At 74.6% G+C, this 20975-nt stretch carries 20 protein-coding genes; 6 read left to right on the top strand and 14 right to left on the bottom strand.

The features are described 5' to 3' along the window. Positions 1-2: 2 nt before the first annotated feature. The 4 genes from QSK22_RS04280 (at position 3) to QSK22_RS04265 (ending at position 2252) form a co-directional block, all read left to right on the top strand. The gene (locus QSK22_RS04280; protein ID WP_285492605.1) at positions 3-425 is read left to right on the top strand and encodes a GNAT family N-acetyltransferase; all 423 of its coding nucleotides are present in this window, start codon (positions 3-5) and stop codon (positions 423-425) included. Positions 426-735: 310 nt separating this feature from the next. Then, positions 736-1194: a chorismate mutase gene (locus QSK22_RS04275; RefSeq protein ID WP_352231412.1), complete on the top strand. Its 459-nt coding sequence runs from the start codon at positions 736-738 to the stop codon at positions 1192-1194. A 24-nt stretch (positions 1195-1218) separates the two neighbouring features. Next, positions 1219-1947, top strand: coding sequence for an AzlC family ABC transporter permease (locus QSK22_RS04270; protein WP_502872267.1), 729 nt, complete (start codon positions 1219-1221; stop codon positions 1945-1947). Then, positions 1944-2252 carry an AzlD domain-containing protein gene (locus QSK22_RS04265; protein WP_285492604.1) on the top strand — a complete coding sequence of 103 codons (309 nt, stop codon included), beginning with the start codon at positions 1944-1946 and terminating at the stop codon, positions 2250-2252. Before QSK22_RS04270 ends, QSK22_RS04265 begins: the two co-directional genes overlap by 4 nt. A 43-nt stretch (positions 2253-2295) precedes the next feature. Here the strand turns inward: QSK22_RS04265 and QSK22_RS04260 are convergent, their stop codons facing one another. The 3 genes from QSK22_RS04260 to QSK22_RS04250 form a co-directional block, all read right to left on the bottom strand. Next, positions 2296-3225 (bottom strand): RluA family pseudouridine synthase, encoded by a 930-nt coding sequence (locus tag QSK22_RS04260; RefSeq protein WP_285492603.1) that lies wholly within the window; start codon positions 3223-3225, stop codon positions 2296-2298. Further along, on the bottom strand, positions 3225-3971 hold the full coding sequence (locus QSK22_RS04255) for a signal peptidase II (protein WP_285492602.1): 747 nt from the start codon (positions 3969-3971) through the stop codon (positions 3225-3227). The genes QSK22_RS04260 and QSK22_RS04255 overlap by 1 nt, the downstream gene beginning before the upstream one ends. 65 nt (positions 3972-4036) lie before the next feature. Continuing rightward, the gene (locus QSK22_RS04250) at positions 4037-4417 is read right to left on the bottom strand and encodes a TraR/DksA family transcriptional regulator (RefSeq protein ID WP_285492914.1); all 381 of its coding nucleotides are present in this window, start codon (positions 4415-4417) and stop codon (positions 4037-4039) included. A 943-nt stretch (positions 4418-5360) separates the two neighbouring features. Between QSK22_RS04250 and ileS the strand changes: the two genes are divergently transcribed. Next, positions 5361-8549 carry an isoleucine--tRNA ligase gene (ileS, locus tag QSK22_RS04245; protein ID WP_285492601.1) on the top strand — a complete coding sequence of 1063 codons (3189 nt, stop codon included), beginning with the start codon at positions 5361-5363 and terminating at the stop codon, positions 8547-8549. 58 nt (positions 8550-8607) lie between these two features. Then, positions 8608-9384 carry a DUF1707 SHOCT-like domain-containing protein gene (locus QSK22_RS04240; protein ID WP_285492600.1) on the top strand — a complete coding sequence of 259 codons (777 nt, stop codon included), beginning with the start codon at positions 8608-8610 and terminating at the stop codon, positions 9382-9384. 80 nt (positions 9385-9464) lie between these two features. Here the strand turns inward: QSK22_RS04240 and QSK22_RS04235 are convergent, their stop codons facing one another. The 11 genes from QSK22_RS04235 to ftsW form a co-directional block, all read right to left on the bottom strand. After that, a complete protein-coding gene (locus QSK22_RS04235) occupies positions 9465-10775 on the bottom strand; it encodes a hypothetical protein (RefSeq protein ID WP_285492599.1) in 1311 nt (436 codons plus the stop codon). Between the two features lie 167 nt (positions 10776-10942). Next, the gene (locus QSK22_RS04230; protein WP_285492598.1) at positions 10943-11863 is read right to left on the bottom strand and encodes a DivIVA domain-containing protein; all 921 of its coding nucleotides are present in this window, start codon (positions 11861-11863) and stop codon (positions 10943-10945) included. A 48-nt stretch (positions 11864-11911) separates the two neighbouring features. Beyond that, positions 11912-12196 (bottom strand): YggT family protein, encoded by a 285-nt coding sequence (locus tag QSK22_RS04225; RefSeq protein ID WP_285492597.1) that lies wholly within the window; start codon positions 12194-12196, stop codon positions 11912-11914. A gap of 29 nt (positions 12197-12225) precedes the next feature. Beyond that, a complete protein-coding gene (locus QSK22_RS04220) occupies positions 12226-12777 on the bottom strand; it encodes a cell division protein SepF (protein WP_285492596.1) in 552 nt (183 codons plus the stop codon). Between the two features lie 103 nt (positions 12778-12880). After that, positions 12881-13627, bottom strand: a complete 747-nt coding sequence (locus QSK22_RS04215) for a YggS family pyridoxal phosphate-dependent enzyme (RefSeq protein WP_285492595.1) — start codon at positions 13625-13627, stop codon at positions 12881-12883. Next, the gene (pgeF, locus tag QSK22_RS04210; RefSeq protein WP_285492594.1) at positions 13620-14387 is read right to left on the bottom strand and encodes a peptidoglycan editing factor PgeF; all 768 of its coding nucleotides are present in this window, start codon (positions 14385-14387) and stop codon (positions 13620-13622) included. The genes QSK22_RS04215 and pgeF overlap by 8 nt, the downstream gene beginning before the upstream one ends. Further along, positions 14384-15856 (bottom strand): cell division protein FtsZ, encoded by a 1473-nt coding sequence (gene ftsZ, locus QSK22_RS04205; protein ID WP_285492593.1) that lies wholly within the window; start codon positions 15854-15856, stop codon positions 14384-14386. Before ftsZ ends, pgeF begins: the two co-directional genes overlap by 4 nt. A gap of 392 nt (positions 15857-16248) precedes the next feature. Then, entirely contained in the window at positions 16249-16968 is a 720-nt protein-coding gene (locus QSK22_RS04200; protein WP_285492592.1) for a cell division protein FtsQ/DivIB, read from the bottom strand. Positions 16969-17083: 115 nt separating this feature from the next. Beyond that, the gene (murC, locus tag QSK22_RS04195) at positions 17084-18496 is read right to left on the bottom strand and encodes a UDP-N-acetylmuramate--L-alanine ligase (protein ID WP_285492591.1); all 1413 of its coding nucleotides are present in this window, start codon (positions 18494-18496) and stop codon (positions 17084-17086) included. 52 nt (positions 18497-18548) lie between these two features. Next, the gene (gene murG / locus QSK22_RS04190) at positions 18549-19640 is read right to left on the bottom strand and encodes an undecaprenyldiphospho-muramoylpentapeptide beta-N-acetylglucosaminyltransferase (protein ID WP_285492590.1); all 1092 of its coding nucleotides are present in this window, start codon (positions 19638-19640) and stop codon (positions 18549-18551) included. Positions 19641-19681: 41 nt separating this feature from the next. After that, positions 19682-20962 carry a putative lipid II flippase FtsW gene (gene ftsW, locus QSK22_RS04185; RefSeq protein WP_285492589.1) on the bottom strand — a complete coding sequence of 427 codons (1281 nt, stop codon included), beginning with the start codon at positions 20960-20962 and terminating at the stop codon, positions 19682-19684. Between the last annotated feature and the right edge of the window lie 13 nt (positions 20963-20975).

Here is a 20975-nt window from a genome sequence, read left to right as displayed (position 1 = left end):
GGATGCAGATCTCGCTGGTCACCGGCCCGCAGGAGCGAGCCGCCGCCGAGGAGATCCGGCTGCGGGTCTTCGTCGGCGAGCAGGGCGTGCCGCCGGAACTGGAGCTGGACGAGCACGACGCGGACGCAGACCACTTCCTGGCCCGCCTGGACGGCCGTCCCGTGGGCACGGCGCGGATGCTGCGCCGCGACGGCTGCGGTGTCCTGGGGCGGCTGGCGGTGCTGCCGGAGACGCGGGGGGCCGGCTTGGGCGCCGCGCTGGTGCGCGCGGTCGAGCAGCGCGCGCGGGAGGAGGGGCTGCGGTCGGTGGAGCTGCACGCGCAGACGGCGGTGCGCGCGTTCTACGAGCGGCTCGGGTACGAGGCGTACGGCGAGGAGGACATCGAGGCGGGCATCCCGCACATCTGGATGCGCAAGGCCCTCTGAAGCAAGGCCCTCCGAACCCTCCGGGCCGCCCCGGGCCGCCCCGAGTCGTCTCAACAGGCGAGATGTTCCTCCCGTGGGTTGGCGTGTCGGGGACGGCGGAGCCTACGATGACGGGCGTGAACCGTCGCTATCCCGCGTTTATGCAGCCGGCTCCGGGTGAGCCGGTCGGCGCGGGCTGACCTGGCGACGACCCCGGAGCCGGCGAAGGCGGAGCCCAGAGGGCTCTGCCTTTTCTCGTTCAGAGCGCGGCCCGGGCGCGGACGGCATCACCTTCCCTGACGCGGGCCGCCACCGCAGAAGGGAATCGGACATGCCAGACCAGACGCTCGACACCCAGACGCCCCGATCCCAGACGCCCCGGACCGCGGCACTTCACGCCGAAGCACGTGACACCGGAGCACGTCACACCGAGGCGGGCCGCGACGAGGCGCCCCAGCACGAGGAGCTGCGCGTCGTGATACCGCGCCTCGAAGCGCTCTCCACGGTGGAGGAGGCGCGCGCGGCCATCGACGGGATCGACGCGGCGCTGGCCGCGCTGCTCGAACGGCGCACCGCCGTCGCGGGCGTCGTGCAGCGCCTCAAACCGGTCGGGGGCTTCGCGGGCCGCTGCCCCGACCGGGAGCGGCAGATCGTCGCGGCGATGGCCGAGCGCGCGCCGACGCTGGGCCCCGAGCGGCTGGCCCGCATCATGAACGCCGTCATCGAGGCGGGCCTGGAGGTCTCCGAACGCGACCGCAAGAACGTTCAAGACGGGTCCCAGGACCGCTGACTAGCGTCCACGCCCATGATGACGGTGACTGAATCGGATGCCGGATCGGATGCCGGGACCGCCCGGCGGCGTTCCGCGGCCCTGCGGGACGGGCTGGGCGTGGGCCTGGGCGTGGGGGTGTCCGGGCTGGCCTTCGGGGCGGCCGCGGTCACGGCGGGACTGTCGGTGGCGCAGGCGTGCACGCTGAGCCTGGTGGCCTTCACCGGGGCGTCGCAGTTCGCCCTCGTGGGCGTGGTCGGCAGCGGGGGCGCGCTGGCGACCGGGACGCTGGGCGCGGTGCTGCTGGGCGGCCGCAACGCCCTGTACGGGCTGCGTCTGGCGGACCTGCTGCGGGTGCGGGGCTGGCGCCGCCTGGCCGCCGCCCAGGTCGTCATCGACGAGACCACGGCCGTGGCGACCGCCCAGCCGGACCGCGCCTCGGCCCGTACCGGCTTCTACGTGACCGCGGTCAGCCTCTACCTGGCCTGGAACCTGACGACGCTGGTGGGGGCGCTCGGCGCCTCCCGGGTGGGCGACCCCGCCGCGTTCGGCCTGGACACGCTGGGGCCCGCGGTGTTCCTGGCGCTGCTGTGGCCCCGCCTGTCCGCGGGCGGCACGGAGCGCCGGGTGGCGGCGGCCGCCGCCGTCATCGCGGTCGGGGCGACGCCGCTGCTGCCGTCCGGCGTGCCCGTGATGCTGGCCGCCGCCGCGGCCCTGCCCGTGCTGCTGCGGCCCGGGCGCGGCGCCCGTGCGGACGCGGAGGAGCAGCCGTGAGCGTGTGGATCGCCGTGATCGCCACCGGTGTCGGCTGCTACGCGCTCAAACTGGGCGGGCTGGTCACGCCCCAGCGGGTGCTGGCGGACCCCCGGGTGCGCCGGTTCGCCGACCTGGTCCCGGTGGCGCTGCTGACCGCGTTGATCGCCGTGCAGGCCCTGGCCCAGAACGGGTCCCTGCAACTGGACGGGCCGCGGCTGGCCGGGCTGGGCGCCGCCGTGGCCGCGCTGCTGCTGCGCGCCCCGTTCCTGGTGGTGCTGGCCGTGGCCGCCGGCGTGACCGCCGTCCTGCGCCTCCTGTTGTAGGGCGCCTGCCGCAGGCGGTCGCGTCGGCGGCCCGGCCCGCTGCTCAGGACTCGTCGCTGACGATCTGAAGGGCGCGCTCGAGGTCGTCGGGGTACGGGCTCTCGAACTCGACCCAGTCCCCCCGCGTGGGGTGCTCGAACCCCAGGCGCACCGCGTGCAGCCACTGGCGTTTCACGCCGAGCCGGGCGGCCAGCGTCGGGTCGGCGCCGTAGGCCAGGTCGCCGACGCACGGGTGCCGGATCGCCGACATGTGCACGCGGATCTGGTGGGTGCGGCCGGTCTCCAGGTTGATGTCGAGCAGGGTGGCCGCGCGGAACGCCTCCACCGTGTCGTAGTGGGTGACCGACGGCTTGCCCCCGGCGACCACCGCGAAGCGGCCGTCGCCGGACGGGTGCCGGTCGATGGGCGCGTCGACGGTGCCGCGGAACGGGTCCGGGTGGCCCTGCACCAGGGCGTGGTAGCGCTTGTCGACGCGGCGCTCCTTGAAGGCCCGCTTCAGGCGCGAGTAGGCGATCTCGCTCTTGGCCACGACCATCGCCCCGGTGGTGTTGGCGTCCAGCCGGTGCACGATGCCCTGGCGCTCGGCGGCGCCGCTGGTGGCCACGGTGTGCCCGGCACCCAGCAGCCCGCCGAGGACGGTCGGGCCGGTCCACCCCGTGGTGGGGTGGGCGGCGACCCCGACGGGCTTGTCGACGACGACGATGTCGGCGTCCTCGTACAAAATCCCCATTCCGGGCACGGGTTCGGCGACCGGGGCGGGGGCCGTGGGCGGGGGCGGCAGGGTCACCTCCAGCCAGGCGCCGGCGCGCAGCCGCTCGGACTTGGCGACCTCGCGGCCGTCCAGCAGCACGTCGCCGGCGGCGATGATGTCGGCGGCCCGGCCGCGCGACAGCCCGAACAGCCGGGCCAGGGCGGCGTCCACGCGCTCGCCCTCCAGGCCGTCGGGGACGGGGAGACTGCGTACGTCGGCCATCAGGACTTCTCCTCCGGAGCCGCGGACCCGCGGGCGGGCGTCCCGCCCTCTTCGTCCTGCCCGCCCCCGCCCGCCGCAGGGGACTCGCCGCCGCCGCGACCGTCGGAGCCGCCGTCAGAGCCGCTGTCAGGGGCGCTTGCGGCCTCCTGGGATGCGGGAGCCGCGCCGGCGGGCTCGCGGCCCGCAGGCGCCTCCTCACGCGCTCCGGCGACCCCCTCTCCCCCGGCCGGGGCGCCGGAGTCTTCGGGCTCGCCGGGCTCCTCGGCCGGCTCCTCGTCGCCGAGGCGGGTGCCGTCGAGCTGGAGACCGCGCGCGGCCAGCACGACCGCGAGCACGCCGCCGCACACGATCGCCGAGTCGGCCAGGTTGAACACCGGCCAGTACGGCAGCTCGATCCAGTCGACCACGTGGCCTTTCAGCGGCGCGGGCACGCGCAGCATCCGGTCGGCCAGGTTGCCCACCGCGCCGCCCAGCAGCAGGCCCAGGCACACCGCCCAGGGCAGGCTTCGCAGGTTGCGGGCGGTGCGCAGGATCGCCACGACCACCCCGCAGGCGATCAGCGTGAAGACGATCGTGTAGCCGGTGCCGATGGAGAACGCGGCCCCGCTGTTGCGCGTCTCGCGCAGCGTCAGCAGCCCGCCCAGCAGCCGGATCGGCTCGCGGTCGGACAGGGTGGCCACCACGACGGCCTTCGTGACCGCGTCCAGGGCCAGCGCGGTCAGCGCGACCGCGACCAGGGTGCCCACACGGCGCGGCCGAGGCGATCCGGACGATGCCTCGGCCCCGCTCGTCGGCGACTTGTTCGTATCGCTCAGCGACGTTCCTCGCGTTGTTTGCATCTCACACATAGGGTCGCACGCGGGAACGCCTGGAGGCGCGCCTTGCCGATCGGCCTGCCGCACGACTCGCAGATCCCGTAGGTGCCCGCGTCCATCCGCTGGACGGCCCGCTCGTTCTGGGCGAGCAGGTCACGCGCATTGTAGGTCAGTGCCAGCTCGTGCTCGCGCGCGTACGTCTTGGCGCCCGCGTCGGCCTGGTCGTCGCCCGCCGAGGCGGTGGAGTCGCCGTCGGCGATGTGCGTGGCGGTGGCCGCGATCTCCGCCTCCAGCGCGCTGCACTCCTCGCGCAGCCGCGAGCGGACCTCGGCCAGCTCCTCCTCCGTCCAGCGCTCCTCGTCCTCGCGGACCGGCAGCTCGGCCGCCTTGGCCGCGGTGCCCCCCGCGCCCTGGCCCGGCGCCGCACCGGCCGGGGCCTTGGCGGCGTCCTTGGACTTCGGCGCCGCCCCGCGCTTGGCCGCGGCTCTCGACGCGGCCTTGGTGGCCGTGCCCGTCGCGCCGCCCGGGTCGGTGTTCGCCGGCGCCTGGGACGGGCCGTCCGAGCGCCGGGCGACGGCGTCGGCCGTCCGGTCCTTGGAGCCCCTGCCCGCGGGCTTGCGGCCGGGGGCGCGCGCGTCCGTCTCGGAGGAGGACGGGGCCGCGCCGGAGGCGCTCCCCGAGGCCGCGTGTCCGCCGCGGGCGCGCCCACCCGGAGGCTTGTCCCCCTTCGCCGCGCCGGCCATTTCGGCCCCCCTCGCGCTGATGTCCTCCACACGCAGTGCGGGCAGCATAGGTCCCCTTTCGCGGGACGGCAAACGACGTGCGCCGACGCCCCGGGGACGCCGGCGGAGATTACTGACCGCATATGCCCCGTCACGACCGTGCGGGAACCTCCGGCCGCCCAGATCGCAAGAGTGACCTACGCCACATTCTCGTAACGGCGGGTGCGGCCGGTGGCGCGGAGGGAAGAGATTCGGGCCACGGTGCGTTACGGTCACAGCAAGCGGCCTCATCGGCACGGCCTTGATGGGGACACCTGCCGCCGAATGCAGCCATGAGCGACCCGGGGACGGTGCGAGCCCGGGGGCGTGCCCGGCGGCCAGATCACCCCGGAGCCGCCGGAAGAACCGCCCGCCCGACCCCTCGGGACGCACGCGTCCCACGGCGACCGGACGGGCCCAGTAGACCCGGCAGCCGAGAGGTGAACGAAGCGGGTCGCGCCCGAGGCGCGGCCAAGGAGGGTGGTACCGCGGGGCCCTTGAAGGCGCCTCGTCCCTCCGGTCCACGTGCTGTCACATGTGAGCATCCGGAGGTCCGCCCGTGAGTCGTCGGTTCCGCCCGCTGCCCGCGCAGGTCGACCTGCCCGCCCTGGAGCGGGAGATGCTGCGCCGCTGGCGGGAGAACAGGGTCTTCCAACGGTCCCTGGAGCGCACCGCATCCGGCCCGCGCTGGACGTTCTACGAGGGCCCGCCCACCGCCAACGGCATGCCGGGCGTGCACCACGTGGAGGCCCGCGTCTTCAAGGACGTCTTCCCCCGGTACAAGACGATGAAGGGCTTCCACGTCCCCCGCAGGGCCGGGTGGGACTGCCACGGCCTGCCCGTCGAGGTGGCGGTGGAGCGGGAGCTCGGCCTGTCCGGCAAGAAGGACATCGAGGCCTACGGCGTCGCCGAGTTCAACCGGCGGTGCCGCGAGTCCGTGCTGCGCCATGTGGACGCCTTCGAGGAGATGTCCGACCGGCTGGGCTTCTGGGCGGACAACGCCCAGGCCTACCGCACCATGGACCCCGAGTACGTGGAGTCGGTGTGGTGGTCCCTGAAGGCGGTGTTCGACAAGGGGCTGCTGTTCCGCGACTTCCGCATCACCCCCTACTGCCCCCGCTGCGGCACCGGCCTGTCCGACCACGAGCTCGGCCAGCCCGGCGGGTACGAGACCGTCACCAGCCCGTCGGTGTACGTGCGCATGCCCGTCACGTCCGGCCCCCTGGCCGACATGGGCGCGTCCCTGCTCATCTGGACCACCACCCCGTGGACGCTGGTGTCCAACACCGCGGTCGCCGTGCACCCGGACGTCGTCTACGTCGCCGCCCGCCCCGCCGGCTCCAACGAGGTGCTCGTCGTCGCCGAGCCGCTCCTGGAGCAGGTGCTGGGCGAGGGGCCGGACCGGGTCGCCACGTTCCGGGGCACCGATCTGGAGCGCACCTCCTACCGGCGCCCGTTCGACCTGGTCGACATCCCCGACGCCCACTACGTGGTGCTGGGCGACTACGTCACCGTGGAGGACGGCACCGGCCTGGTCCACCAGGCCCCCGCGTTCGGTGCGGACGACATGGCCGTCTGCCGCGCCTACGGCATGCCCGTCGTCAACCCGATCGGCCCGGACGGGCGCTTCCATCGGGAGGTCCCCCTGGTGGGCGGCAGGTTCTTCAAGAGAGCCGACGAGTTCCTCACCGCCGACCTGGACGAGCGCGGCCTGCTCTACCGGAGCGGTCGGCTGGAGCACAGCTACCCGCACTGCTGGCGCTGCCACACCCCGCTGCTCTACTACGCGCTGCCCGCCTGGTACATCCGCACCACCAGCATCAAGCAGCGGCTGCTGGAGGAGAACGAGCGGACCAACTGGTTCCCCGAGACCGTCAAGCACGGCCGCTACGGCGAATGGCTGCGCAACAACGTCGACTGGGCGCTGTCCCGCAGCCGCTACTGGGGCACGCCCCTCCCGCTGTGGGTGTGCGAAGCCGACGACGACCACGTCACCTGCGTGGGCTCCCTGGCCGAACTGGGCGACCTGGCCGGGCGCGACCTGTCCGGCCTGGACCCGCACCGCCCCTACGTGGACGAGGTCACCTTCCCCTGTCCGCGGTGCGGTGCGCGGGCGCGCCGCGTGCCCGACGTCATCGACGCCTGGTACGACTCCGGCTCCATGCCGTTCGCGCAGTGGGGCGCCCCCCACCGCAACAAGGAGGCCTTCGAGTCCTCCTACCCCGCCCAGTACATCTGCGAGGCGCAGGACCAGACGCGCGGCTGGTTCTACTCCCTGATGGCCGTCGGCACGCTGGTGTTCGACCGCTCGTCCTACGAGAACGTGCTGTGCCTGGGGCTCATCCTGGCCGAGGACGGCCGCAAGATGAGCAAGCACCTGGGCAACATGCTGGAGCCCATCCCGCTGATGGAACGGCACGGCGCCGACGCGCTGCGCTGGTTCATGCTCGCCAGCGGCATGCCGTGGGCCTCCCGCCGGGTCGGCCACAACGCGCTGGAGGAGATCGTCCGCAAGGTGCTCCTCACCTACTGGAACACCGCGTCGTTCCTGGTGCTGTACGCGGGCGCCGCCGCCTCCCAGGGCGGCCGCCCGTGGACGCCGGAGCGGATGGGCGAGGCCCCCGCCCCCGCCGACCGGCCCCTGCTGGACCGCTGGGCCCTGGCCGAGCTGCACCGCACCGTCGGCGAGGTGGACGCCGCCCTGGAGCGGTTCGACTCGGCCGCGGCGGGGCGCCGCCTCGCCGAGTTCATCGACGACCTGTCCAACTGGTACGTGCGGCGCTCCCGGCGGCGCTTCTGGGAGGGCCCCGACACCCCCGCCGGGGCCGCCGCGTTCGCCACGCTGTACGAGTGCGTGGAGACCCTCACCCGGCTCATGGCGCCGATGGTGCCGTTCGTCACCGACTACGTGTGGGACGTGATCCGCCCCGCCGACGCCCCCGAGTCGGTGCACCTGGCCGACTGGCCCGCCGTCCGCGAGGACCTGCTCGACCCGGAGCTGACCGCGCGGATGGGCCTGGTCCGGCGGCTGGTGGAGCTCGGCCGGTCCGCGCGGGCCGCCAGCGGCGTGCGCACCCGCCAGCCCCTCGGCCGCGCCCTGGTCGGCGCGCCCGGCTGGCCCGAGCTGCCCGAGGAGCTGCGCGCCCAGATCGCCGAGGAGCTGAACGTCGCGGCGCTGCAGGACCTGTCGTCCATCGGCGGCGACCTCGTCCACTACCAGGTCAAGCCCAACTTCCGCGAGCTGGGCCGCCGGTTCGCCAAGGACACCCCCGGGGTCGCCGGGGCGGTCGCCGCCGCCGACCCCGCCGCGCTGGTCGCCGCGCTGCGCGCCGACGGCGCCGCCACCGTCGAGGTGCCCGGCATCGGCGCCGTGGCCCTGTCCCCCGCCGAGGTGATCGTCACCGAGCGGCCGCGGACCGGCTGGGCCGTGGAGAGCGCCGCCGGCGAGACCGTCGCGCTCGACCTGACCGTCACGCCCGAGCTGCGGCGCGCCGGGCAGGTCCGCGAGGTCGTCCGGCTGCTGCAGGACGCCCGCAAGGCCGCGGGCCTGGAGGTCACCGACCGGGTCGCGCTGTGGTGGCGGGCGGCCGGCGACGACCTCGCCGAGGCCCTGCGCGAGCACGGCGCGCAGATCGCCGCCGAGGTGCTGGCCGTCGAGTTCCACGAGGGCCGCCCGGACGGGGACCTGCCCGCCCGCCGCGACGACGAGCTGGGCCTGACGTTCTGGCTGCGCCGCGCCGCCGGATGACGGGCCGGTCCCGCGGAAAGGGTTCTTCGCGACACATCGCGTTTGCGATGATGGCGGGGTGAAGTTGCCCGAACCTCCCTCTTCCTCCGATCCGAGCCCGTCCGGCCCCGCGGGGACCGCGTCCGGGGACACCGGCGCCGCGGCGGAACCGGCGCTGATGCGGGCCTCGGACGCCGACCGGGACCGGATCGCCGACCTCCTGCGCGAGGCCCTCGCCGAGGGCCGCATCACCCCCGAGGAGCACGCCGAGCGGATCGACGCGGCGTACCGGGCCAAGACCTACGCCGAGCTGACGCCCCTGGTGTCGGACATCCCCGGGGCCGCCGGAAAGGCCCCCGCCCCGCCGGACGCGGCGCAGCCCCGCGTCAACCTGCGCAAACAGACCGCCGCCCACGCCGCCCCGGACCTGCCGCCGCCCGAGCGGCTCGCCTCGGCGATCGTGGCGGTCTTCGCCGGGGCGGAGCGGCGGGGCCGCTGGCTGGTCGAGCCCGCCACCCACGTCCACTGCGTGTTCGGCGGGGCTCAGCTGGACTTCCGGCAGGCCGTGCTGGCGCAGCCCGAGGTGACCGTCAACGTGAGCTGCATCTTCGGCGGTGTGGAGATCACGGTGCCGCCGGGCGTGCGGGTGGTCAACTCCACCGCGGCGATCTTCGGCGGGGTGGAACTGCCGGACGACGGACCGCTGGAGCCGGACGCGCCGGTCATCCGCCTCACCGGGTTCGCGCTGTTCGGCGGCGTCAGCGTCAAGCGCCGGGAGCTGCGCGAACAGCGACGCAGGATCGGCGGCGGGCGGCGGGCCGCCGACCCGGACGAGCCGCGCCGCCTGGAGCACTGACCGCTGGCGCCGCGCGTCCGGAACCCGGGCGCCGCGAGGCGGGCGGCCCGGCGGCCCGGTGGCGGGCGGTTGCCGAGCGGTTACGAGGAGGCGTGGTCGCGGTCGGGCTGGCAGACCAGGCAGGGCGTGCAGCCCCGCGCCGCGGCCTCCGTTCGGGGCAGGGTCTCCAGGTCCTCGGCCTCGTCGCCGACGTCCTCGATCAGCGCGCAGTCGACGCGGTGGTAGCGCTTGGTGCCGCTGAGGATGCGCACCTGCGGGTCGTCGCCGTCGCCCGCCGCGTGCGCACCCGCACCCCGCTCCCCGGCGGACGGGGCGCCGGCGTGCGCCTCGTCGCGCGCGGGCCGCTCCCCACGGGGAGCCGTGGGAGCGTCGGCCGGGCCGCCTTCGGCGGCGCGCGCCGGGACGTCCGCGGCGGCCCCGCCCTTCGCCGGCGCGCTCTGGGCGGCGTCCTGCGCGGGGGCGCCGCCGGACGGACGCGCGGGCGTGGAGGCCGCCCCCGGAACGGGCCACGCCGACGGCGGCGCACCCGCCCCGGCCGCGGGCCCGCCGGACGCGGGCTTGTCCAGGGTCGGCTTGACGGGTGGGGCGGTCTCGGCGGACGCGGACGCCGACGCAGACGACGGGGACGACGGGGACGACGGGGACGACGGGGACGACGGGGACGACGGGGACGACGGGGACGCCGACGTGGAGCGGCCGGATCCGGCCACGCCCCCGGTCGGCGAGGCCGGCGAGGCCGATGACGAGGAGCGGCCCTGCGCACCGGACCGTGCGGGCACCGACACCGCGGCGCGCGCCGCCAGGGCGGTGTCGGGCATGCAGGCCGTGCAGGGGCTGAACCCCTCCTCCTTGGCCTCGATGTAGGTCAGCTCGTCCTTGTCGCGCCCCGCAAGCTGGCGGCACGTGTCCAGGTGGTAGCGGCGACGGCCGCGCACCACGTACACCAGGGCGTCGTCGGGGACCTTCACCGGCTGGGCGGGAATGTCCAGAAACTCGCCGGAGGGCGGAGCACCGGCGTCCTTGCCGGGGGTCGCCGTGCCGGCGGAGGCGGCGGCGGGCGCCGGGGCGGTCGAGGACCGGCCGGACGTGGCGCCCTTCTTCTTCTCCTTCTTGTTCTTGCTCTTGTCGTCCTTGCGGCCGGACCTGGCGGACCGTGCCTTGCGCGACGGGGCCGCGGCGGGGGCGGGGACCGCGCCGAACAGCTCCTTGCGCCGCAGGAAGACCCCGATGGCCAGGCACAGGAACGACACCAGGCTGACGGCGATCGAGGTGTAGATCACCACCAGCGCGTCCACGCCGAGCACCTGTGCGCTGTCTCCGCTGCCCGCGACGATGCCCGCGACCAGCAGGGCGATCGCCACCACCACGAGGACGCCACTGAGGATGATCAAGGGTCTCTCCCCTTCCAGGGCCGGGCGCTCTCCGGAGCACATCGCTCCGGACGGCCTTCACCGACGTACCGGAACACCGCCGAAGCGGCTTGGCCCGCGCGGTGCCCGCTGCGGACCGGCCGCGCGACGCGGCGGTCGGGAAGACACTATCGCCAAAGGGCCGGGGGTCAGCGCCTCTCGTGCGGCGGGTTGTCAGCCGCGTGGAAGGCGCCGGTCGCCGAGTGCTGAACCTGCTGGGCGTGCTGGGCCGGCTCGGCGGGCGGAGGGAAGGGGGTGGGTCCGGTGGGGGAGCCGCCGGGGGCGCCGCCGCGGCCGTCGTGGGCGAGGGTGCTCTGCGGGCCGGTGGCGGTCGGGGTGCTCTGCACGGGGGCACCGGGCTGGAACGCGCCGGTCTCGGTGCTGCCGGCCTCCAGGTCGCGCAGCTGCCCCTCCAGATAGACCTTCAGGCGGCTGCGGTACTCGCGTTCGAAGGCGCGCAGGTTGTCGACCTCGCGTTCGAGCTCCTCGCGCTGCTGCACCAGCGAGCCCATGACCTGGCGGTGCCGCTCCTGGGCGTCCCGGTCGAGGGCCTCGGCGCGGGAGCGGGCCTCGCTGACGATCTGGTCGGCCTGGCGGCGGGCCTTGCCGAGGATCTCCTCGGCCTCGCGGCGGGCCCGGCCGAGCGTCTCGTCGGCCTCCCGGCGGGCGTCGGCGATCGCCTGGTCGGCGGTCTGCTGCGCCAGCGCCAGCACGCGCGCCGCGGTGTCCATGTTGTCCTCGCCGGAGGGGGCGGGGGGCGCCATGCCGCCGAGACCGCCGCCGAGCTGGGCCGGCTCCGGTTCGGGCTGGGGCTGCGGCTCGGGCCGGGGCGGCTCGGGGATCTGCGGCACGTCCGGCTTGGGCTCGACGATCGGCGCCGCCATGGCCGGGACCTTGCCGCGCAGGCACTCGGCCAGCTTCGCCCGCAGCTCCTCGTTCTCCTGGATGAGGCGGTCCAGCTCGGCCTCGACCTCGTCGAGGAAGGCGTCCACCTCCTCCTCGTCGTATCCCGGCCTCAGCCTGGTGGTACTGAACTGCTTGTTCCGCACGTCGGCGGGTGTCAGTGGCATGTCGTCTCCTTGGCGCGCTTGGAGTCTGTCCGCTAGGACGGTATCCGATCAGAGCCTCTGCACGAAGATGATCATGACCCAGACCACAAGGATGAGGACCGTGAAGCTGAGGTCCAGGGCCACGTTACCCAGCCGTATCGGCGGAATGAACCGCCTCAGCAGTTTCAGTGGCGGATCGGTGACGGTGTAGGTGGTCTCGGCGATCACCAGCACCAGTCCCGTGGGACGCCATGACCGGGCGAACGACTGCAGTACCTCCAGGATGAGTCTCCCGATGAGGAACAGCAGGAAGATGTACAGCACCGCGCTGAGCACGGATCCTACGATGGTCACGAAGTATCAGTCTCTCGCATGGTCGCCGTTCAGCTCTGGTTGAAGAACCCTCGTTCTGCCATCCGGGCCTTGTCCTCGGCCGTCACCTCGACGTTGGCGGGCGACAGCAGGAACACCTTGTTCGTAACACGCTCGATGCTCCCGTGCAGGCCGAATACCAGACCCGCCGCGAAGTCGACGAGGCGCTTTGCGTCGCTGTCGACCATCTCGGTCAGATTCATGATCACTGGTGTGCCCTCACGGAAGTGCTCTCCGATGGTCCTCGCCTCGTTGTAGGTCCTGGGATGCAGCGTAGTGATGCGCGCAAGGTCGGTGGAACCGCTCTCGTAGACTGCCACGGAGCGTCGGTCGCCGGGTGACGCAGCGTGATGATCGCGTTCCCGCTCCGCGGCGTCATCGGCCCGTGTAAGCTGGCCGCCGGGCTCCTCGTCGCGTCCGGAACGGCGGCCGGCGAGGGTGTCGGCGTCGTCGTCGTAGACCTCGTACTCGTCGTACTCGTCATACTTGCCGTACTTGTCGTCGTAGCGGTCGTCCTCCACAAGGCCGAGGTAGACCGCCATCTTGCGCATCGCGCTGGCCATATGCCCCTCCGTCGTCCTGTGGCCGCGGCATCGGCGCCTCGACGCCGCCTCGGACCGCCCGTCCGTACGCCCCGCCGTTTCGGCAGGCACCCCTGGGGGGACATTACCTGACGATTGCCCGCCTGCCGCCGAGCAACGCCGTACCGACACGCACATGTGTCGCGCCGCACGCGACGGCCTGCTCCAGATCGCCGCTCATCCCGGCCGAGATCACCGCGGCGCCGGGACGCTCCCGCCGCAGGTCGGCGGCGATCCGGGCCAACCGGGCGAACGCGGCGGAAGGGTCTGCGCCCAGCGGAGCGACCGCCATGACGCCGTCCAGCTCCAGTCCGCCCGCCGTGTCGATCGCGTCGGCCAGCGCGGGCACGTCGGCGGGGTCGGCGCCGCCGCGCGCCCCGGTGGCGGCGGGGCCGCGCCCGGGCTCCGGCTCGTCCAGCGACACCTGGATCAGGCAGCGCAGCGTCCGCCCCGCGCGGACCGCGGCGTCCGACAGCGCCCGCACCAGCCGCAGCCGGTCGACCGACTGCACCACGTCGGCGTAGGACGCCACCGAGCGCGCCTTGTTGGTCTGCAGCTGCCCGACGAAGTGCCAGCGCAGCGGCAGCCCCGCGCACTCCTCCGCCTTGGGGCGGGCCTCCTGGTCGCGGTTCTCCGCGACGTCGGTCACGCCCAGCTCGGCCAGCAGCCGCACGTCGGAGGCGGGGAACGTCTTGGTGACCGCGACCAGCGTCACTTCTGCGGGGTCGCGGCCGGCCGCCGCGCAGGCGGCCGCGATGCGCTTGCGGACCTCGGCGAGGTTGGCGGCCAGCTCCTCGCGGCGCGCCTCGCCCCCGGCCACCGCGTCACCCATGGGCGGCCTCCGCCGCATCGCCGGTGAGCCAGACAAATCCGGCGAAACGGCCGGTGCGGCCCTCGCGGCGGTAGGAGAACAGCTCGGGCGTCTCGATCGTGCAGCGCGGGTCGACGCGGATGTCGGCGACGCCGGCGGTCTTGAGCTGCCCGACGATCCCGGCGCGGATGTCCAGGCCCGGCGTGCCCGCCCGCGTCGTCGCGTACGCCTCGGGGACGCGCGCGGCGACCTCGTCGCGCATCTCGGCGGGCACCTCGTAGCAGCCGCCGCATGCCGCCGGGCCGATCGCCGCGGCGATCCGCGCCGGGTCGGCGCCGTGCTCGCGCATCCGGGCCACCAGCGCGGGGACGACGCCCAGGGCCGTTCCGGGGCGGCCGGAGTGCGCCGCGCCCACCACGCGGGCGACCGGGTCGGCCAGCAGGACGGGTGCGCAGTCGGCGACCAGCACCGCCAGCGCGAGCCCGGGTTCGGTCGTCACGACGGCGTCCACGCCGGGCGCCGGGTCGCCGGTGAACGGGCGGGTGACGAACGCCACGTCGGCGCCGTGCACCTGGCGCATCCACACGGTGCGCTCGGGGTCGACGCCCAGCGCCGCGGCGGCGCGGCGGCGGTTGTCGCGGACGGCGGCGGGGTCGTCGCCGACGGCGCCGCCGAGGTTGAGGGTGTCGAACGGGGCGGCGCTGCGGCCGCCGGCGCGGTCGGTGAACGCGGCGCCCACGCCCGCGCCCAGGGGGACGGTCGTGACCACTGCTCCGATCACTTCAGGAAGTCGGGCACGTCGAGATCGTCGTCCTCGTCGAACACCACGGGGCGGCGGCGCTGGCCCGCCGGACCGGAGGGCTCGCCGTCGCCGCCCGGCCCGCGGCCGGTGGCCGAGTCGGGGGCGGGACGCGGCGCGGGCGGGCGGATCGGGGACTCCTCGTCCCGCCCGCCGTCGCGGTCGGCGGAGCCGCCGGCGTCGCCGCCGTCCTTCGCCGACGGGCCGCTGTCGTCGCCGTGTTCGCCGCCGGACGCGGAACGGCCGCCGGACCGTTCTCCCTCGTCGGAGGACGGGCCGCCGGCCTGCGGGCGCTCCGGCTCGGACCGCGGTGGCGCCGTGGGCGGCGCGGCGGACTGCGCGGACGGCGCCGCGGCGGCCTGCGCCACGGTGGTGGGCGGCGGGTCGGACCGGCCGACCCGGCTGGGGATCGGGTTGCCGCCCGCGGCGCCGGGCGGCGGCGGGGCCGGACGCGGCGGCGGAGGCAGCCGACGGGTGTCCGGCTCGGGCGCGGGCTTGCTGGGCCGCCCCTCGTCGAACCCGGCCGCGATCACTGTGACCCGCACCTCGTCGCCGAGGGCGTCGTCGATGACCGCGCCGAAGATGATGTTGGCGTCCGGCGCGGCGGCGTTGGACACCAGCTGGGCCGCCTCGTTGATTTCGAACAGGCCCAGGTCGGAGCCCCCGGAGATGGACAGCAGCACCCCGTGCGCACCGTCGATGCTGGCCTCCAGCAGCGGGCTGGAGATCGCCATCTCGGCGGCGGCCACCGAGCGGTCGTCGCCGCGCGCCGAGCCGATGCCCATCAGCGCCGACCCGGCGCCGGACATGACCGACTTGACGTCGGCGAAGTCCAGGTTGATCAGACCCGGCGTGGTGATCAGGTCGGTGATGCCCTGCACACCGGACAGCAGCACCTGGTCGGCGGCCTTGAACGCATCCAGCACGCTGACCTGCCGGTCGGAGATCGACAGCAGCCGGTCGTTGGGGATGACGATGAGCGTGTCGACCTCGTCGCGCAGCGTCTCGATGCCCGCCTCGGCCTGCATGGCGCGCCGCTTGCCCTCGAAGCTGAACGGGCGGGTGACCACGCCGATGGTCAGCGCGCCCAGGGAGCGGGCGATATTGGCCACCACGGGGGCGCCGCCGGTGCCGGTGCCGCCGCCCTCGCCGGCCGTGACGAAGACCATGTCGGCGCCCTTGAGCACCTCCTCGATCTCCTCGCGGTGGTCCTCGGCGGCCTTGCGGCCCACGTCGGGGTTGGCGCCCGCGCCGAGCCCCCGGGTGAGCTCGCGGCCCACGTCCAGTTTGACGTCGGCGTCACTCATCAGCAGCGCCTGGGCGTCGGTGTTGATCGCGATGAACTCGACGCCCTTGAGTCCCTCTTCGATCATCCGGTTGACGGCGTTGACACCGCCGCCGCCGATGCCGACGACCTTGATGACCGCGAGGTAGTTCTGCGGTGCTGCCACGACGAGGGGCCTTTCCGCTCGCTCTATCGGACCGGACGACCCGGTTCGGCGAACCGGGTCGCTGCGGTGCTCTGGACCTTGTGATGTCTGTGCGGTTGTCGCCTGCCGCCTCAAGCCGCGGGTGCGGCCTGCGCCGCGGGCCGCGGACGGCGGCGGTGCCGTCCGAGCAAACCCTCACCCTAAACTTGAGGCTTACAGTTATGTCAACCTGCTGACTGATACGGACAGTAGGGCGGCCCAACCGCCAGGGTCAACTAACCCCCGGCCAACCGATCCGGCGTGTCGCGGTGAGTCCCGCTTGCCCCGGTTGGCGAAGCACGCCAGGCCGTCCATGCTCCCAGCGTGCCCCATCGGGCGCCCGGTTTCGCCGCGACACACGCACCGCCGCGGTTTCACCGGGTGGTGACGACCTCGGGCGAACTGACGTCGATGATCCGCGCCGAACGACCGGCGGCCGTGCGGCGCAGCGCGTCCAGCAGCCGCGCCTTCTCCTCGGTGCGCTCGGCCGAGCCCCACACGACCAGGGGCCCGCCCGACAGCCGCAGCGTGACCGACTCGGCGCTCGTCGCCCGCACCTCGGCGACCCGCGGGGCGAGGCGGCCGGGCAGCTCTCCGAGCACGCGCAGCGCCGCCAGCGTAGCCGGATCCGACGGCCCGGGCGAACCGGTGACCAGCTCGGGCAGCCCCGACGGCCGGGACGCGCCGTCGGCGACGGTCACCCCGTGCCGGTCGAGCCGGTAGTACCGGCCGGCGCGCTCCACCACCGCGACCGGGACGCGTTCGCGCACCACGATCCGCACGGTGGTGGGCCAGCGCCGCTCCACCGTGGCCGACTCGACCTCGCGCAGCCGCTCCAGCCGCGCCCGCGCCTCCTCGGTGCCCAGCCGCACCATGGGCACGCCGAGGCGCACCCCGGCGGCGGCCACGATCCGGTCGCGCGGGGCGAGCCTGGTGCCGGTGACCTCGACGGTGCGCACCACCAGCAGCCGCGAGCCGAGCAGCACCCAGCCCACCGCGCCGAGCACCCCGAACACCAGCAGCGTGACGAACGCCACCTTCCAGCGGCCCGGGTGCCCGCGCCGCGCCCCCGTCTGCCCGCCCACGTTGGTCATGCCGTAAGGATGACCGCGCCGGACGGCGATTGCGGGGAGCCCACGCCCGGCGACGGCGAAACTCCCCGAAGATCACATTCTGCGGCGTCCGCCCCCGCACCGCGGGCCGCCGCGGTCAGGACGCGCGGGCGGCGAGCCCCTCCAGGATGCGCGGGCCCAGTTCGGTGACGTTGCCCGCGCCCAGGGTGATCACCACGTCGCCGGGCCGCGCCAGGTCCGTCACGAGGGCGGGGACCTCGTCGAACACCGGCGCGTACACGGTGCGCGTCGCCTCGGGCACGGCGTCGGCCACCAGGGCGCCGGTGACGCCGGGCTCGGGGTCCTCCCGGGCGCCGTACACGTCCAGCACCACCGCCACCTCGGCCAGCCCCAGCGCGGCGCCGAACTCGGCGGCGAAGAAGCGGGTGCGGCTGTACAGGTGCGGCTGGAACACCGCGACGATCCGGCCGCCGCCCTTCTGCTCCACGTAGTCGCGGGTGGCGCGCAGGTCGGCGGTCAGCTCGGTCGGGTGGTGGGCGTAGCTGTCGAACACCTCGACGCCGGCCGCCTCGCCCTTGGGCTCCAGGCGGCGCATCGCCCCGCCGAACGAGGCCAGCCCGTCCAGCACCCCGGCCAGGTCGGCGCCCAGCGCCTGCGCCACGGCGATCACGGCGGTGGCGTTGAGCGCGTTGTGCCGGCCGGGCACGCTGAGGGCCACGTCGCCGACGCCCTCGACGTGGAACCGGGAGCCCAGGCCGCGCGGGGCGAAGCCGGTGACGCGCAGGTCGGCGCCGGGAGCCTCGCCGTAGGTGCGCACGGTCAGGCCGCGTTCGCGGGCCCGCCCGGCCAGTTCCACCGCCACCGGGTCGTCGGCCCCGGCCACCAGCGTCCCGCCGGGCTCGATCCGGTCGACGAACCGGACGAAGTTCTCCTTGACCTTCTCGAACCCGCCGTAGTTGTCCAGGTGGTCGGCCTCGACGTTGGTGACCACCGCCACCCGCGGGCTGTAGGCCAGGAACGAGCCGTCGCTCTCGTCGGCCTCGGCGACGAACACGTCCCCGGAGCCCTCGTCGGCGCCCAGCCCCGTGGTGACCAGCTGCCCGCCGATGCAGTACGACGGGTCGGCGCCGACCCGCTGCAGCGCGACCGTGAGCATCGAGGTGGTGGTGGTCTTGCCGTGGGTGCCCGCCACCGCCACCGCGCGCCGCCCCGCCATCAGCGATGCCAGCGCCGCCGACCGGTGCAGCACCCGCAGCCCGCGCCGGCGGGCCGCCACCAGCTCGGGGTTGGTGTCGCGGATCGCCGTGGACACCACCACGGTGTCGGCGTCGCCCAGGTGCGCGGCGTCGTGGCCGACGAACACCTTGGCCCCCAGCTCGCCGAGCTGCGCCAGCAGCTCGGAGTCCCGGGCGTCGCTGCCGGAGACGGGTATGCCGCGCCGCAACATGATCCGCGCGACGCCGGACATGCCGGCGCCGCCGATCGCGATGAAGTGGACCTTGCCCAGCTCCCCCGCCGGCACGACCTCGCCAGGACTGATCAGACTCATCGGGCGGTGCCCGTCCCCTCGTTGTCCGTCTCGCCGCCCGTCGCGCCGCCCGTCATTGGCGGCCCGCCGAGCGGACGACCTCGTACACCATCTGCGCCAGCGCCTGGTCGGCGTCGCGGCGGCCCAGCCGCCCGGCGGCCTCGGACATGGCGGCGACCCGGCCCGGGTCGGCCAGCACCGGCAGCAGGTTGTGCACGATCCACTCGGGCGACAGCTCGGCGTCGTCGACCAGCAGGCCGCCGCCGCCCGCCACCACCGGCTCGGCGTTCAGCCGCTGCTCGCCGTTGCCGTGCGGCAGCGGCACGTACACCGCGGGCAGCCCCACGGCGGTCAGCTCGGCGCAGGTCATCGCGCCGGCCCGGCACATGGCCATGTCGGCGGCGGCGTAGGCCAGGTCCATCCGGTCGCAGTAGGGGATGGTGACGTACTGCGGACCGCCGGAGGCGGGCTCGGGCTCCTCGGTGTTCTTGGGCCCGACGATGTGCAGCACCTGGATGCCGGCCTGCCGGAAGGCCGGGGCGGCGGCCACCGCGGCGCGGTTGAGCGAGCGCGCCCCCTGCGACCCGCCGAAGATCAGCAGGGTGGGCAGGTCGGGCAGCAGCCCGAAGTAGGAGCGGGCCTTGTCCCCCATGGCCAGCCGGTCCAGATTGGCGATGTCCCGGCGCAGCGGGATCCCGACGAACCGGGCGTTCGGCAGCGGCGAGTCGGCGTGCGAGACGGCCACGTGCTCGGTGAACCGGGCGCCCAGCTTGTTGGCCAGGCCCGGCTTGGGGTTGGCCTCGTGCACGATGATCGGGATCTTGCGCTTGCGGGCGGCCAGGTAGCCGGGGGTGGCCACGTACCCGCCGAACCCGACCAGCACGTCGGCCTGCGCCTGGTCCAGGATCGCCGCGGCCGCGTTGATGGCGCCGCGCAGCCGGCCCGGGACGGTCAGCAGCTGCGGCGTCAGGGTGCGGGGCAGCGGAACCGGCGGGATCAGCGCGAGCTGGTAGCCCCGCTGCGGGACCAGCCGGGTCTCCAGGCCCCGCTCGGTACCGAGGCAGGTGATCCCGGTGTTGGGATCGATGCGCCGCAGCGCGTCGGCGAGGGCCAGCGCGGGCTCGATGTGTCCGGCGGTGCCGCCGCCGGCCAGGACAACCCTCATGCTCGCTTACATCTCCTCAGCGTGTTCGTGACGGGGGGGACTCACTGACGCCGTGCCAGGCCAAGCCAGCTTAGGGCGCGGGCGACCGGGCCGGGGCCCCGGGCGGCCAACGCCTGGCGGGCGCCGGGTTCGCGTTTGGCGAAGGCCAGCAGCATGCCGAGCGCGATCAAGGTCGGGATCAGCGCCGACCCCCCGTAGGAGACCAGCGGCAACGGGATCCCGGTGATGGGAAGCACACCGATCACGGCTCCGATGTTGACGATCGCCTGCACCACCACCCAGGCCGTGGCCCCGGCCGCGGCCAGGCGGGTGAAGGGATCGCGGACCCGGCGGGCGATGCGCAGCCCGGCGTAGGCCAGCAGCCCGAACAGGCTCAGCACCACGAGGGTACCCACCAGTCCGAGCTCCTCTCCGATGATCGCGAAGATGAAGTCGGTCTCGGCGTGCGGCAGGAAGTCCCATTTGGCGCGGCCCTCGCCCAGGCCGGTGCCCAGCCAGCCGCCGGAGGCGATCGCCAGCTGCCCCTGGGTGCCCTGGTAGTTGGTGGTGTACTGGTTCTGGGACGGGTCCAGGTAGCCGGTGAGCCGCTGCAGCCGGTACGGCTCGACGATGATCAGGATCGCCACCAGCAGGCACACCAGCCCGGCCATGCCGACGAACAGCCGGCCCGGCGCGCCGACCACCCACAGCAGCGCCAGGAAGATCGTCAGCAGCACCAGGGTGGTGCCGAGGTCGCTGCCGAGCATGACCATCAGCACCAGCAGCCCGGCACCGGGCAGCAGCGGCACCAGCAGCGGCCGCCACTCGTTGAGCTGGCCCTGCCGCTCCTTGCGGGCCAGCAGGTCGGCGCCCCACAGCACCAGCGCCAGCTTGGCGGGCTCGGACGGCTGCACCAGCACCGGCCCGAGGCCGATCCAGCGGGTCGCGCCGCCCGCCGAGTGGCCGAGGCCGGGCACCAGCACCAGGCCCAGCGCCACGATCGACAGCAGCAGCAGCGGGTAGGCGAACGCGCGGAACGTGCGCACCGGCAGCCGCGAGGCCAGCCACATCAGCGGCAGCCCGATCGCCATCCACATGGCCTGCTTCTGGAACAGCGTGTACGCCGACCCGGTCGCCTGGATCTGCTGGACCAGCGACGCCGACAGCACCATGGTCAGCCCCAGCGCCAGCAGCATGACCGAGCAGCCGAGCACCAGGTAGTACGAGGTCAGCGGGCGGTCCAGCAGGCCGACGGCGGCGACGAGGTGCTCGCGCGGCCCGGCCCGGCGCGGGCGCTCCCGGCGGCCGTCGTCCGCCGGTGCCGGCGGCACGGCGGCGTTCATGCTCGCGGCCCCC

The organism is Actinomadura sp. NBRC 104425, from assembly GCF_030269545.1.
GTDB lineage: Bacteria > Actinomycetota > Actinomycetes > Streptosporangiales > Streptosporangiaceae > Spirillospora > Spirillospora keratinilytica.
The sequence above is the reverse complement of the archived record's forward strand: the minus strand, read 5'-3'. Positions and strand labels throughout refer to the sequence as shown.

Coding starts and splice junctions, on each gene's coding strand:
- QSK22_RS04280 (WP_285492605.1), top strand. CDS start 3: ATGCAGATCTCGCTGGTCACCGGCCCGCAGGAGCGAGCCGCCGCCGAG.
- QSK22_RS04275 (WP_352231412.1), top strand. CDS start 736: ATGCCAGACCAGACGCTCGACACCCAGACGCCCCGATCCCAGACGCCC.
- QSK22_RS04260 (WP_285492603.1), bottom strand. CDS start 3,225: ATGGCCGACGTACGCAGTCTCCCCGTCCCCGACGGCCTGGAGGGCGAG.
- QSK22_RS04230 (WP_285492598.1), bottom strand. CDS start 11,863: ATGCCACTGACACCCGCCGACGTGCGGAACAAGCAGTTCAGTACCACC.
- QSK22_RS04220 (WP_285492596.1), bottom strand. CDS start 12,777: ATGGCCAGCGCGATGCGCAAGATGGCGGTCTACCTCGGCCTTGTGGAG.
- QSK22_RS04215 (WP_285492595.1), bottom strand. CDS start 13,627: ATGGGTGACGCGGTGGCCGGGGGCGAGGCGCGCCGCGAGGAGCTGGCC.
- QSK22_RS04200 (WP_285492592.1), bottom strand. CDS start 16,968: ATGACCAACGTGGGCGGGCAGACGGGGGCGCGGCGCGGGCACCCGGGC.
- murC (WP_285492591.1), bottom strand. CDS start 18,496: ATGAGTCTGATCAGTCCTGGCGAGGTCGTGCCGGCGGGGGAGCTGGGC.
- murG (WP_285492590.1), bottom strand. CDS start 19,640: ATGAGGGTTGTCCTGGCCGGCGGCGGCACCGCCGGACACATCGAGCCC.
- ftsW (WP_285492589.1), bottom strand. CDS start 20,962: ATGAACGCCGCCGTGCCGCCGGCACCGGCGGACGACGGCCGCCGGGAG.